8 protein-coding genes and 1 pseudogene are annotated in these 13,967 nt (G+C 66.1%); 3 read left to right on the top strand and 6 right to left on the bottom strand.

The annotated features are described in order from the left end of the window. Nucleotides 1-2 precede the first annotated feature (2 nt). From VLF18_RS16635 to sucC, 6 genes and pseudogenes are all read right to left on the bottom strand, one after another. Nucleotides 3-1,481 (bottom strand): annotated as a pseudogene (locus VLF18_RS16635) (glucoamylase family protein); the annotation flags it as partial. Nucleotides 1,482-1,688: 207 nt separating this feature from the next. Beyond that, the gene (locus tag VLF18_RS16630) at nt 1,689-4,529 is read right to left on the bottom strand and encodes a TonB-dependent receptor (protein ID WP_325280748.1); all 2,841 of its coding nucleotides are present in this window, start codon (nt 4,527-4,529) and stop codon (nt 1,689-1,691) included. Between the two features lie 54 nt (nt 4,530-4,583). Continuing rightward, nucleotides 4,584-5,603 carry a LacI family DNA-binding transcriptional regulator gene (locus VLF18_RS16625; RefSeq protein ID WP_325280747.1) on the bottom strand — a complete coding sequence of 340 codons (1,020 nt, stop codon included), beginning with the start codon at nt 5,601-5,603 and terminating at the stop codon, nt 4,584-4,586. Between the two features lie 242 nt (nt 5,604-5,845). Further along, nucleotides 5,846-7,474, bottom strand: a complete 1,629-nt coding sequence (locus VLF18_RS16620) for an NAD+ synthase (RefSeq protein ID WP_325280746.1) — start codon at nt 7,472-7,474, stop codon at nt 5,846-5,848. A gap of 139 nt (nt 7,475-7,613) precedes the next feature. Next, the gene (sucD, locus tag VLF18_RS16615; protein WP_325280745.1) at nt 7,614-8,486 is read right to left on the bottom strand and encodes a succinate--CoA ligase subunit alpha; all 873 of its coding nucleotides are present in this window, start codon (nt 8,484-8,486) and stop codon (nt 7,614-7,616) included. A 12-nt stretch (nt 8,487-8,498) separates the two neighbouring features. Next, entirely contained in the window at nt 8,499-9,659 is a 1,161-nt protein-coding gene (sucC, locus tag VLF18_RS16610) for an ADP-forming succinate--CoA ligase subunit beta (protein WP_325280744.1), read from the bottom strand. A gap of 256 nt (nt 9,660-9,915) precedes the next feature. Between sucC and VLF18_RS16605 the strand changes: the two genes are divergently transcribed. From VLF18_RS16605 to VLF18_RS16595, 3 genes are all read left to right on the top strand, one after another. Continuing rightward, entirely contained in the window at nt 9,916-11,556 is a 1,641-nt protein-coding gene (locus VLF18_RS16605; RefSeq protein WP_325280743.1) for a sensor histidine kinase, read from the top strand. Between the two features lie 78 nt (nt 11,557-11,634). Further along, nucleotides 11,635-13,047: a sigma-54 dependent transcriptional regulator gene (locus VLF18_RS16600; protein WP_325280742.1), complete on the top strand. Its 1,413-nt coding sequence runs from the start codon at nt 11,635-11,637 to the stop codon at nt 13,045-13,047. Nucleotides 13,048-13,793: 746 nt separating this feature from the next. Next, nucleotides 13,794-13,967: prepilin-type N-terminal cleavage/methylation domain-containing protein (locus VLF18_RS16595; RefSeq protein ID WP_325280765.1), on the top strand; the 174-nt coding region annotated here is incomplete at its 3' end.

Genomic DNA, 13,967 nt, shown 5'->3' with positions numbered 1-13,967 from the left:
CGCGCCGGCCCCGGTCGCGGTCCTTCGTCGAGCCAGCCGCCCTGGAAGCCCGCGCGCACGAGGCCGCGGCGGATGTACGGATTGCGCCGCATGACGTCCCAGACGAAGCCGTCGCGGTAGTTCGCGATCATGGTCACGATCGGTCCCTGGTCGATGCCGATGTAGTCGCTCGCGACCCAGCCGACCTCGGGCACGATGCGGCCGGTCTTCAGCGGCGCCGTGTACGAGAAGCTCGGATTGAACGCATCGAGAAAGCCGTATTTCTCATAGATCGCGTGACCGTAGCGCCGGTGCATTTCCTCGACGGCCGGCATCACGATCTCGGGCGCGAACGGCAGCGAGGCGATCGCCGCGGTCGGTGCGATCGTACCGTCGTCGAACGCATCGGCGCGGCCGGCGCCGCGCGCGGAATAGTGGCGGAATTCGCGCTCCTGACCGTCGAACGGCAGCAGCGCGGCGAGCGGTCCGTCGCTCGCGGTGATGCCCCAGACGTTCTCGCCGTAGCCTTTCCAGCGCATCGGGTTGTCGATCGCGTAGTTGCGCTGCGCGTAGGTCGCACGGCGGCTGTTCTCGAAATAGTCGAGGCCGCGCCGGCGCATGTAGTCGTCGCGGATGCCGCGGAAGTCGATCCAGACATGCGAATACTGATGGCCGAACAGCGGTCCGAAGCCGAGATATTCCTGCTTCTGGAATTCGCCCCAGGCGCGGTCGTAGTTGCGCGTCCACGCGGCCCAGGCGTCGTCGCCGATCGGATGCGTCGGCGAGCCCAGCGCGAGCACGTAGACGAGCATGGCCTCGTTGTAGCCTTGCCAGTCGTGCGGAATGAAGCCGGACTCCGGATACCAGCCCATTGAGACCAGCGGCTTGCGCACCTGCAGCCACGGCCAGTCGACGCGCGCGTAGATCGCGTCGGCGAGGATGCGGATCTCGGTCTCGCGCGGTTCCTCGCGGTCGTAGTAGGTCTGTGCGAACAGCACGCCGCCGAGCAGCAGCGCGGTGTCGACCGAGGACAGCTCGACCCAGGGCGCGAAGCGCGTACCGTCGTCGAGTTTCAGGAAATGATAGAAAAATCCATTATGTCCGGCCTTGCCTTCCGCATCCGCCCCCTGCGGCGCGGTCGCGAAAAAGCGCAGCGTCGTCAGCGTGCGGTCGCGCGCCTGCTCGCGCGTGATCCAGCCGCGCTCCACGCCGATCGCGTAGGCGGTCAGGCCGAAACCCACCGCGGCGATGCTCGAGAATGCTTCCGTGTACGGATAGCGGTCCGGCACCAGCGCGTTGGGCCGGTCCGAGGTCTCCCAGAAATAGTCGAACGTGCGGCGTTCGAGGTCTTCGAGCAGCGGAGTCAGCGGCGGATGCAGCAGCGCGACGGGGACATCGCTTGCGGGCGGCGGGGGCGCAGTGCAGGCGGAGAGCGTCAGCAGCAATAAAAGCAGCAGTACTCGCGTAGCGCTCCGCTTCGACGCGCCGTGCGTCGTTGCGATGGCGCCCTCTCCCCCGAACGCCCGACGGACCGGAGAGGGTTGGAGTGACGGGGAAAAGCGCAAATTGACCTCGCAATACGATTTTCGCCGGATGCCGCCGATGGCGATGTTCTCGCGACACTCGTGACGATGAGCCTCGCCGATGTTTCTCCCCTTCACCCAGCCCTCTCGCCCGAGCATGCCCGGGCGAGAGGGCCTTCAAGCGCCCTAGAACCGATACCGCGCACTGACCTGGTAGCTGCGCGGCGGGCCTTTCGTGCAGCTCGGCTCGCCGAACGACGGTTCCATCGAGTTGCCGTTGAAGCAGCCGTAGTTCGTGAAGTTGAAGATGTTGAAGGCGTCGGCGCGCACTTCGACGGCCTGGCTCCTGCCGAACTTGAATTCCTTCGACAGCGCGAGATCGACCTGGCGATAGGCCCAGAAATTGTCGAGCACGAAGTCCTGGCGATCCGGATACGCGCCGCCGAGCAGGATGCCGCCGTTGTACCGGTAGCCCTCGCGGCCGACATCGAACGCGTCGCCCGAATTGAGCGTGATGAGTCCCGTCAGGCGCATGTCCCAGGGCATTTTCACGGTGCCGTTGATGACGACGTTGTGCTTCGCGCCGACGCGGTTCGCGAGGTAGTCGGCCGGTGTCGGATAGTCGAGCGAATACGCGTCGCCGCCCTGCTTCTTCGCGAGCTGGAACGTCCAGTTCAGGCCGAAGCCCCAGCCCGAGTCGTCGGTGTAGGGCTTCTCGAGCGTGAGGAACAATCCTTTCGACGAGTAGTTCTTGGTCGCCGACAGCAGCACCGGCCCGTAGTTGTTCGGCAGCGGGTTGATGAAGTCGCCGTTAGGGCGGCGGTTGCCCCAGATCCAGGTGAACTGGCGATAGCCGAGCACACGGCTGTAGGTCAGCGTAGCGATCCAGTCGCCGAGCGTCTGCTTGATGCCGAGCGAGAACGCGTCGCTGTACGGCGGCTTGATGTTGTTGTTGACGAGATCGATCTCGCCGGCGCCCGCGTTGCCGCCGCTGATGAGTTCCTGCAGTCCGGCGACCGTCAGATAGCGCGGATCCCAGACCACCGACGGATTGCCGTCCACGGGCGACCCGTCGCGCGAGAAATAGATCGTGTAATACGGATACTGCGAGTGGAAGGTTTCCTGGATCGGGTTGTCGAGCGGCGTGCGGTCGTAGTAGCGGCCCGCGCCGCCGGTCAGGATGGTCGACTGGTCGGCGTCCTTGCTGACGTCGAGCGAGAAACCCAGGCGCGGCTGGAACGCGCCCTTGTAGCCTTCGCGTTCGCTGCCGGTGCTGATGTAGTCGCGCGAGATGCCGAGCGCTTCGACGACCGCATACTGGCTCTGCGGCGTGACGTAGTCGTTGTTGTAGGCGTTCGACTCGTAGTCCCAGCGCAGGCCGGCGTTGATCTGCAGGCGCTGGTTGACGTCCCAGTCGTCCTGGATGAACAGGCCCGTCTGCGAATTGTCGATGTCCGCGCGCTTGCCGACCGGCGAATAGCTGACGCGGTACGGAATCTCGAAGCCCGTGTCGTAGCGGAAGTTGTACGAGTAGCGCGGATTCGAGGTGTTGTTTTCGAGCAGTTCCAGTTTGTACTTGGCGTATTTCACGCCCATCTTCACGACGTGGTCGCCGTGCCAGTCGATCGCGTCGAAGGTCACGTCGTCGCGGAAGGTCCAGTGCTCCTGGTGCTTGTCCTGCAGGCTCGACGCGCCGCCGATGACGCCGGTTCCCTCGTAGTCGCGCGAGACTTCCGTCGTGACTGCGGGCCGCGGCGAATAGGTGTACTCGCCGCGGTTGATCAGCATGTCGTTGACGAAATTGCGGCCGCGGAACTGCCATTTCAGCAGCGCGTCGTTGACCTCGTTGTCGCGGTCCTGGCGCGCGACGTAGGCCGTCGTCGTGTTGATGCCGATGACCTCGGTGTCCTTGCGCCGCGAGATCGTGAAGTCGACCGAGTTGTCGTCGTTCGGCCGCCAGGTCAGCTTGCCGAAGCCGACCTTCTGCTCGAACGGCACGTCGAAATTGCCGTTGTACTGCGTGAAATCCGGCGTCCCCGTGTAGTCGGGGTCGGTCGGATTGCGGAAGAAGATCGCCTGGTTGCCGTTCTCTTCCTTGGCTTCGTAGCTCACGAAGAAGTGCAGCACGTCGGGAATGATCGGACCGCCGAGCGTCGCACCGTACTGCTCGCGCGAGTAGTCGGGTTTCTCGAGCCCGCGCCGCTCGCTGAAGTAGTCGTTCTCGACCATGTCCTTGTTCTGGTAGTAGCCGTAGACCGTTCCGTGGAATTCGTTCGTGCCCGACTTCGTCACCGCCGTGATGATGGCCGTGCCGGCCTGTTCGTATTCGGCCTTGTAGTTCTGCGTGAGGACGCGGAACTCCTGGATCGCTTCCTGCGAGAACGGATTGCCGCGGCTCGAATCCTGGCCGACGAGGCCGCCCTGCAGGATGTTGTTCTTGAGGTTCGCGCCGTCGATGAAGACGTTGGTCTGGTTGGCCGGCTGGCCCGCGGCCGAAATCGTCTTGCTGTAGCGTTCGTTCGAGACGACCACCCCCGGGGCGAGCGCGGCGAACGCGAGGAAGTTGCGGTCGCTCTGCGGCAGCGTGCGCATCTGCTGCTGCGTGATGTTGGTCGCGACTTCGGAAGTCTTCAGTTCGATCGGCGCGGTCGCGACGACCTGCACCTGTTCGAGTTCGACCGTGTCCTTCGCGCCGATGTCGAGCGTCAGCTGCTGGCCGACGAGCACCTGCACCAACTGCGAGCCAAGCGTCGAGCCGCCCGAGGAAGCGCTGATCTCGTACGAGCCCGGGCGCACGCCGCTGAGCACATACCGGCCGTCGGCACCGACGGCCGCGCGCGTCGTGTAGCCGGTCGCGATGTCGCGCGCGACGACTTCCGTGCCGGACGCGGCACCTTCGACCTTGCCGCGAATCGTCGCATTGACGTTCTGCGCGAGCGCGTCGCCGCCCGCGCACAATGCCAGCAGCAGCCCTGCCGTTGCCGCGAGCGCGTTGCGCTTGGAATAGCTTTTTGTTGTCTTTTCCACTGTTGCAGCCTCCCCATGATGACGCTGATCACGTTCTGGTGCGCGCGCTGTCAGTCACCCCGTTCCGTCCGACGCGCAGGACTGGCGCACGACGAGTTCGCAAGCCAGCACTTCGGCTCCGGCGTCGGCGTGATCGGGTTGTTCGATGCGCGCGATCAGGCGCGCCATGGCGCGTTCGCCGAGATCGGCGATGCGCACGCGGACCGTGGTCAGCGGCGGCGTGGTGTAGCGCGCCATCGGAATGTCGTCGAAGCCGACGAGCGCGACGTCGCGCGGCACGCGCAGGCCGAGTTCGTTCAGCGCGAACAGGCAGCCCACGGCCATGGCGTCGTTCGCCGCGAAGATCGCGTCGACGTCGGGCGCCGATTCGCGGATCGCGCGGGCGGCCCGGTCGCCGGCCGCTTCGGTGAAGTCGCCGTCGACGACGAACGGCACGGCATCCGGCAGCAGGTCCCTCAGCGCCTGCTCGTAGCCGCGCCGGCGCTCCTCGGCGTCGAAGTTCTGCGCCGGACCGGCAACCAGCGCGATGCGGCGGAAGCCGCGCGCGACGAGATGTCCGACCATCGCGTAGGCGCCGGCGTAGTTGTCGACATTGAGCGAGGCGTAGTCGCCGTCGACGCGCGTGTTCATTAGCATGGTCGGCACGAGCGCGGGCAGGTTGTCGGCGAGCAGGCCCGCATCGGCATGCGGCGACATCACGAGCAGGCCGTCGACGCGGCCCTGCAGCGCACGCAGCGCGTGCGCGGTCTCGTCGGCCGAGCCGTGCGAACTCGACACGAGCAGATGCAGGCCGCCGCGCCGCGCGGCCAGGTCCATGCCGCGGATGAGTTCCGAGAAGAATTCGCCGTAGAGATCGGGCAGTACCGCGCCGATGGTCTGCGTGCGCCGCGTGATCAGGCTGCGCGCGGCGCCGTGCGGCATGTAGCGCAGCTCGCGCGCGATGCCAAGGATGCGCTGGCGCGTCTCCGGCGTGACGCTCTCATGGCCGTTGAGCGCGCGCGAAACGGAAGCGACGGACACGCCGGCGCGGCGTGCCACGTCCTTGATCGTTACGCTCGAGCCGCGTGCCGACATCGGTGCTGGGCCTTCAGGGGGCGATGTAAACGTTTTCATCATGAACTCGCTTGAGCGGATTTGTCATGCTGCGGCACGGAAAAACACCGGCCCACGGGTGGGCGCGACGCGGAGAGGCGATCAGTTTTCGTTACTGTTCAGCAGCTTGGCTGTCACGGGAATGAGAGAGATGAGCGAGAAACGAGTGACGGCTGCGGCGCCGCTGCTTTCACTCTTTCTCGCTCCTCTCGCTCTTCCTCGACTCACCGCCAGCCCGAGGTGATCGGATACCGCCGCTCGCGCCCGAACGCGCGCCGCGACACCTTCGGTCCCGGCGCGGACTGATGGCGCTTCCACTCGCTGATGCGCACGAGGCGCAGCACGCGGTCGACCGTCGCCGCATCGAAGCCCGCACGCACGATCTCGTCGCGCGACTGTTCCTGGTCGACATGGCGCAGCAGGATCGCGTCGAGCACGTCGTAGGGCGGCAGCGAATCCTGGTCGGTCTGGTTGTCGCGCAGCTCCGCCGACGGCGGCCGCGAGATCACGGCCGCGGGGATCACGGGCGCGCCGGCGATCGCGTTGCGCCAGCGCGCAATGGAAAACACTTCGGTTTTATACAAATCCTTGATCGGGGCGTAGCCGCCGCACATGTCGCCGTAGATCGTCGCGTAGCCGACCGCGTATTCGCTCTTGTTGCCGGTCGTCAGCACGAGGCCGCCGAACTTGTTCGCCAGCGCCATCAGGATGCTGCCGCGGCAGCGCGACTGCAGGTTTTCCTCGGTGGTGTCGACATCGGTTGCCGCGAACAGCGGACCGAGCGCATCGAGGAAACCGCGGAACGGCGCCTCGATGGGAACCGTCACGATCTTCACGCCGAGGGCCTGAGCCTGCTCGTCGGCGAGATCGTTGCTGAGACCCGAGGTATAGCGTGAAGGCATGCGCACGCCGGTCACGTTGTCGGCTCCGAGCGCATCGACCGCGATACACAGCACCAGCGCCGAATCGATGCCGCCGGACAGGCCGATCCAGACCTTGTCGAAGCCGTTCTTGCGGCAGTAGTCGCGCGTGCCGCGCACGATCGCGCGCCAGGCCAGCGCGTCGCGGCCTTCATCGGTTTCGACGGGCCAGTTCTGCGGCGCGAAGCGCCGCGTCGCGGCGTCGTAGTCGGCGACGAGCCAGTGGTCCTCGAACGCGCGCGCGGCGGCGTGCACATGGCCGTCGGCGTCGGCGAGCACCGAGGCGCCGTCGAACACGAGCGCATCCTGGCCGCCGACGACGTTGAGATAGGCCAGCGCGACGTTCGACTCGGCGACGCGCGTGGCGAGCAGCGCATCGCGCTGGGCGTGCTTGTCGCGCTCGAACGGGGAGGCATTCGGCACGAGCACCAGTTCGGCGCCGGCGCGCACGGCGGCGGCCAGCGGTTCGGAAAACCAGAGGTCTTCGCAGATGACGAGACCGACGTTCACGCCGGCCACGTCGACGACGCAGGGCTCGCCGTCGGGATCGACCTCGAAATAGCGGCGCTCGTCGAACACCGCGTAGTTCGGCAGTTCGCGCTTGCGGTAGGTGCGCTCGATCGCGCCGTCGCGCAGCACGCTGGCCGCGTTGTAGACGACCGCGCCGGCCGACTCGGGCCAGCCGACGACAGCCACGATGCCGCGGATCTGCGCCGCGATGCGCCGTATCGCCGCCTGGCATTCGGCGAGGAAACCCGGGCGGTACAGCAGGTCTTCCGGCGGATAGCCGCTGAGCGCCAGTTCGGGAAACAGCACGAGGTCGGCACGGTGCAGGTCGCGCGCCTCGCTGGCGAGTTCGACGATGCGCTGTTCGTTGCGCAGCACGGCGCCGACCGGGAAATCGAACTGAGCAAGGGCGATGCGCAGGGACATGGGCGAACCGATCTGACCGACGAGTCGCGAATCATAGGCCGCCGGCCGCACCGGCGGCGAGAACGCATGGCGCAAGAATGCGCCATGAAAAAGGCCGCGGATCGCTCCGCGGCCTTTTCGGGGCGCAGCCGGGAGAAGATCAGCCCAGGCGCGCCGTGATCGCCTTGCCGAGGTCGGCCGGCGACTTCACCGTCGTGACGCCGGCTTTCTCCAGCGCCGCGAACTTCGCCGCCGCCGTGCCCTTGCCGCCGGAGATGATCGCGCCGGCGTGACCCATGCGCTTGCCGGCCGGTGCCGAGGCGCCGGCGATGAACGCGACGACCGGCTTGGTCACGTATTCGGCGATGAACTCGGCCGCTTCTTCCTCGGCGCTGCCGCCGATTTCGCCGACCATGATGATGCCTTCGGTCTGCGCGTCGTCCTGGAACAGCTTCAGGCAGTCAATGAAGTTGAGACCGTTGATCGGGTCGCCGCCGATGCCGATGCAGGTCGACTGACCGAGGCCCGCATTCGTCGTCTGGAACACGGCCTCGTACGTCAGCGTGCCCGAACGCGACACGATGCCGACCTTGCCCGGCTTGTGGATATGGCCCGGCATGATGCCGATCTTGCATTCGCCCGGCGTGATGACGCCGGGGCAGTTCGGACCGATCAGCACGGCATCCGGATAGCCCTTCAGTGCGTTCTTGACGCGCAGCATGTCGAGCACCGGAATGCCTTCCGTGATCGCGACGATGACCTTGATGCCGGCATCGGCGGCTTCGAGGATCGCGTCGGCCGCGAACGGCGGCGGCACGAAGATCATCGACGCATCGGCGCCGGTCTCGTCGACGGCGTCCTGCACGGTGTTGAACACCGGCAGGCCGATGTGCTGCGTGCCGCCCTTGCCCGGCGTCACGCCACCGACCAGCTTCGTGCCGTAGTCGACGGCCTGTTCGGAATGGAACGTGCCCTGCTGGCCGGTGAAGCCCTGGCAGATCACCTTGGTGTTCTTGTTGATCAAAACGCTCATGGCTTCTAGTCCTTACGCTACGGCCGCGACGGCTTTCTGGGCCGCATCGTTGAGGTCGGTCGCCGGGGTGATCTTCAGGCCGCTGTTGGACAGCAGTTCCCGTCCTTTTTCCACATTGGTGCCTTCCAGGCGCACCACGACCGGGATCTTGACGCCGACTTCCTTGACCGCGGCGATGATGCCTTCGGCGATCATGTCGCAGCGGACGATGCCGCCGAAGATGTTGACGAGGATGGCCTGCACCTTGTCCGAGGACAGGATCAGCTTGAACGCTTCGGAGACGCGCTCCTTCGTCGCGCCGCCGCCGACGTCGAGGAAGTTCGCGGGCTCGCCGCCGGCGAGCTTGATCACGTCCATCGTCGCCATCGCGAGACCGGCGCCGTTGACCATGCAGCCGATGTTGCCGTCCATCGTGACGTAGTTGAGGTTGTGCTTGACCGCGACCGCTTCGGCCGCGTCTTCCTGCGATTCGTCGCGCATGGCGGCGAGCTTGGGATGACGGAACTCGGCGTTGTCGTCGGAATTGACCTTGCCGTCGAGCGTCATGAGGTCGCCGGAACCGACGATGGCGAGCGGATTGAGCTCCACCAGGGCCAGATCCTGCTCGTTGAACAGCTTGTACAGCGCCAGCATCATCTTGGTCAGCTGGGTCACGTGCTTGGCCGAAAGGCCGAGCGCGAAGCCGAGCTTGCGGCACTGGTAGGGCTGGAGGCCCTGGACGTAGTTCACGTCGAAGGTCTGGATCGCGTCCGGATTCTCTTCGGCGACCTTCTCGATCTCGACACCGCCTTCGGCCGACGCGATGAAGGTGACGGCCTTGGTCGAGCGGTCGACGAGCACCGACAGGTAGAGTTCCTTGACGATGTCGTTGGCTTCGGAGATCAGCACGAGGTTGACCGGCAGCGCGCGGCCCGCGGACTGGTAGGTCTCCATGGTGCGGCCGAGCATGCCGGCTGCGGCAGCCTTGACCTCGTCGAGCGACTTGCAGAACTTGACGCCGCCTGCCTTGCCGCGGCCGCCGGCGTGGATCTGGGCCTTGACCATCCACTGTTCGCCACCGAGCGCCTTGGCCGCTTCGACGGCGGCCTCCGGCGTGGCGGCGACCTTGCCGGCGGGCACGGCGATGCCGTACTCGGCGAACAGTTCTTTGGCCTGGTACTCGTGGAAGTTCATGCGAACACCTTGCGGGAAATGAAACGGATTGCTGGGCGAGGAAACCTCTGTCGACGCTCGGCGACGACGCCTGCAGGTTTCCCGGTTGCTGCGCGGCGGGGCGGCGGAGCGCGCCCAGGGCAGAATGGGCGCGTATTCTGAGCAAAGGAGGTGGCAAAGGAAAGTCTGGCCGCCCCGACCTTGGGCTAATCCGCGCCCGCGGCGCCATCCGGCGCGGATCTTGCCAAGCCGCGGAAAACTGGCGACGCTCCCGGCCATGGGCACTGTCGCGCGGCCGCGCAGCATCATTTCAGTGGGGTCCGCCACGACCGGGGAAACAACCCGGCGCGAGCTCTACTTCTTCAATCTGTTCCGGATCCTGCAGGCCTGCATCTACGCGGGGCTCGCTTTCAGTCCGCTCGCGATCGACTGGCTCGACCTGCGCTTCCCGGTCGTCGGCCGCGTCAATGCGCTGCTCTACATCGCGTTCGCGCTGATCCTGTTCCTGCGCACCGAACACGTGCTCGGCCGCGTCGTACCGATGATCACGCTCGCGGTGATCTACGACATCGTCGCCGCCGTGCTCGCGATCGCGAGCATCCGCGAGCCGCAATCGGGCATAGCGATCCTCCTGATGTTCAACATTGGCGCCGGCGCGCTGCTGCTGCCGCCGCGGCGCGCCGGCGCGCTGGCGGTGTTCGGCGCGTTCGCGCTCGCCCTCGGCGTGGCCGTGGTACGCCAGTACGACTCGACGTACGAGATCGGACCGCTCGAATCCATCCTGTTCGGCACCGCCTATCTCGCCTCGTACGGCATGTTCAACGTGCTCGGCAAGCAGATGCGCGCGACCGAGGCGCTGGCCGAGCAGCGCGGCACCGATCTGGCGAACCTGTCGCAGGTCAACGACATGATCATCCGGCGCATGAAGACCGGGGTGCTCGTCGTCGACGATGCGAACCGCATCCATCAGATCAACGAATCGGCGTGGCTGCTGATCGGCAGCCCCAAGCCCGACCTGCGCGACCTCGGCTCGGTCGCGCCGGAACTCTCGCGCCGGCTCTATCACTGGCGCACGACCGGCAAGACCGACACGCGCGCCGTCGCGCTGGCCGAGGACGTGCCCGAGGTACTGCCGCGCTTCACGCGGCTGTCGCCGAACGAGGCGACCAACGTGCTGATCTTTCTCGACGACACCTCGCTGGTATCGCGCCGCGCGGAAGAGCTGACCCTGAGTTCGCTGGGCCGCCTGTCGGCCTCGATCGCGCACGAGATCCGCAACCCGCTCGCGGCGATCAGCTATTCGGCACAGCTGCTCGCGGAGTCCGAGGATCTCGTCGACGCCGACAAGCGCATGGTCGAGATCATCAACAATCACTGTGCGCGCGCGAACGACGTCGTCGAGAACATTCTCCAGTTGTCGCGGCGCGAGCGCTCGCGCCCCGAGCTCGTCGACGTCAACGCCTGGGTCACGAACTTCGTCGAGGAGTACAAGGCGAGCAACGATCTCGGCATGGACCAGCTGCGCGCGGTGACTCAGCCGCGGCTCATCGACGGCCTGTTCGATCCGCAGCAGCTGCAGCAGGTCGCCTGGAACCTCGTCCAGAATGCGATCCGCTACGGCCGCCTGCCCGGCGAGCCGGCCCGCGTCGCGGTCATCGCGCGCATGCTCGGCGACAAGGGGCCGCCCGTCGTCGAAGTCGTCGACCGCGGCCCGGGCATCCCGCAGAAGGTCGCCGCGCAGATCTTCGAGCCGTTCTTCACGACCCACGAATACGGCACCGGCCTCGGCCTCTACCTCGCGCGCCAGCTCTGCGAGGCCAATCAGGCCGCGCTGGAATACGTGCCGGTGGCCGGCGGCGGCAGCTGTTTCCGGATCACGCTGGTCACGCAGATGGCGGCCACGACGCCGCGCAAGTGAGCCGGCGTCTTTACCCGTACGTGCGCCCGCATTACCCTGCCGGAACAGGGGCGGACGGCAGGCAGGATTGCACACGCGATGAGTAGACAAACCGCTCTGGTGATCGACGACGAACGCGACATCCGCGAACTGCTGACGATCACGTTGGGCCGCATGAACCTCGACGTGACCACGGCCGGCAGCGTCGGCGACGCGAAGATGCGTCTCGCGGAACGCAAGTTCGACCTGTGCTTCACCGATATGCGCCTGCCCGACGGGTCGGGCCAGGAAGTCATCGAGCTCGTCGCGCGCCAGTACCCCGAAATGCCGATCGCGATGATCACGGCCTACGGCAACGTCGACGCCGCCGTCGTCGCGCTCAAGGCCGGCGCCTTCGATTTCGTGTCCAAGCCGGTCGATCTCGCCATGCTTCGCCGGCTCGTGCAGACCGCGCTGCGGCTCGGCGACGAACGCCGCAGCGGCGCGAGTGCCACCGAGAGCAAGCTGATCGGCGACTCGCCGGCAATGGAACAGGTCCGTGCGACGATCGCCAAGCTCGCGCGCAGCCAGGCGCCGGTCTACATCAGCGGCGAATCCGGCGTCGGCAAGGAACTCGTCGCTCGGCAGATCCATGAACTCGGCCCGCGCGCGAGCGGTGCATTCGTGCCGGTCAACTGCGGCGCGATTCCGTCCGAACTCATGGAAAGCGAGTTCTTCGGCCACAAGAAAGGGAGCTTCACGGGCGCGCATGCCGACAAGGACGGCCTGTTCCAGGCCGCGCACGGCGGCACGCTGTTCCTCGACGAAGTCGCGGAGCTGCCGCTGCACATGCAGGTGAAGCTGCTGCGCGTGATCCAGGAAAAATCGGTACGGCCGATCGGCGGCCGCGGCGAGGTTCCGATCGACGTGCGCATTCTGTCGGCGACCCATAAGAATCTCGCGCGGCTCGTCGAGCTGGGCCAGTTCCGCCAGGACCTGTTCTACCGCATCAACGTGATCGAATTGCGCGTGCCGCCGCTGCGCGAACGCAAGGAAGACATTCCGAAGCTGGCCGGCCGCGTGCTCGAACGCCTCGGGCGCGATCACGGCACGACCCCGGCACGGCTCAAGCCCGAAGCGCTGGCCGCGCTGCTCGCCTACAGCTTTCCGGGCAACGTGCGCGAACTCGAGAACGTGCTCGAACGCGCGGTCGCGCTCTGCGAAAACAATGTGATCGAGATCGACGATCTGCAACTGCAGCCCGCTGCGCTGCGCCCGCCCGCACCGACCGCCGAAGCGCCTCACGAGGCAGTCCCGCCGATTCGCGACTGGGACGACGTTCCCGTTCCGGTTCGCGGCAACGATCCCGCCGGCCTGACCGGCGACCTCGCGGCGACCGTCGCCGAAACCGAGCGCGCCGCAATCATGAAAGCGCTCGAAGCCACGCGGTGGAACCGTACCGCAGCCGCCAAGCAGCTCGGCCTCACATTGCGCCAGCTGCGCTACCGTCTCGGCCGTCTCGGCATCGAATAACGCACGCTCTACCGCAGCCGCGCAGCCCTGCACGGCCGCGTAGCGACCCGCGGCCGGCAACCGCCGCCGTCTTCTCATCGATCGTCGCATCCGGCGCGGCGATGTCGTCCGCGACGCTTCCGGCCGCCGCTTCGCTGCATGACGCCGTCGCCGCTCCGCATCGACGGCAACCTCGCCCGAACGCGGTCGCTTGCGCGACATATTAATAAAGATAGTTTTTTCTTTATTGACTTGAATACCCGCATACACGCAATGACGACTGCAGCTACGGCACGCCGTTTTTTCGCCGCCGCATGAGCTGAAAGTCCGCGGCGCCGTCGCTGTGCGCGCAATCCGCGCCCGCATCGCCATTCAGCGCGATGGCTTTTGCGCAACTACGCATCCGTATGGATAACGCCGAATCGACGATACCGATTGGAACGGTCTTTGCCGTGCGGACTAGGCACCCGGGTTTTCCCTCAAACCCGCCGTATGGTGTCAATCGGAAGCCCGAAATTTGAGCGCTGACCGTCAGTTTGTGACGCACAGCGGCGGCATACGTCGACGCCTCTGACGGGCTCCAGAGTGTTTTGTGACGGGGTTCCGGATCCTGAATCTTTTTCAAGTGGCACGAAACGTGCTCGTATTGTCGCGGGCTTCGACGTGGCATCGGCCGGCCGTCAACCATCGGCCACCGGATCGCCGCACGGGCTCAGGGGCAATACTTCGAAGTAAGTGACCAGGTTGCAAAGGAAAATTCCATGAAAATGACCAACGCCAAAGGCTTCACCCTGATCGAGCTGATGATCGTTGTCGCGATCATCGCCATCCTCGCCGCCATCGCGCTGCCGGCCTACCAGGACTACACCATCCGTTCGCAGGTCAGCGAATGCGACGTGCTGGCCTCGGGCGCCAAGACCGCGATCGCCGAAACCTTCATG

Origin of the sequence: Tahibacter sp., assembly GCF_035481375.1 — a bacterium.
GTDB lineage: Bacteria > Pseudomonadota > Gammaproteobacteria > Xanthomonadales > Rhodanobacteraceae > Tahibacter.
The sequence above is the reverse complement of the archived record's forward strand: the minus strand, read 5'-3'. Positions and strand labels throughout refer to the sequence as shown.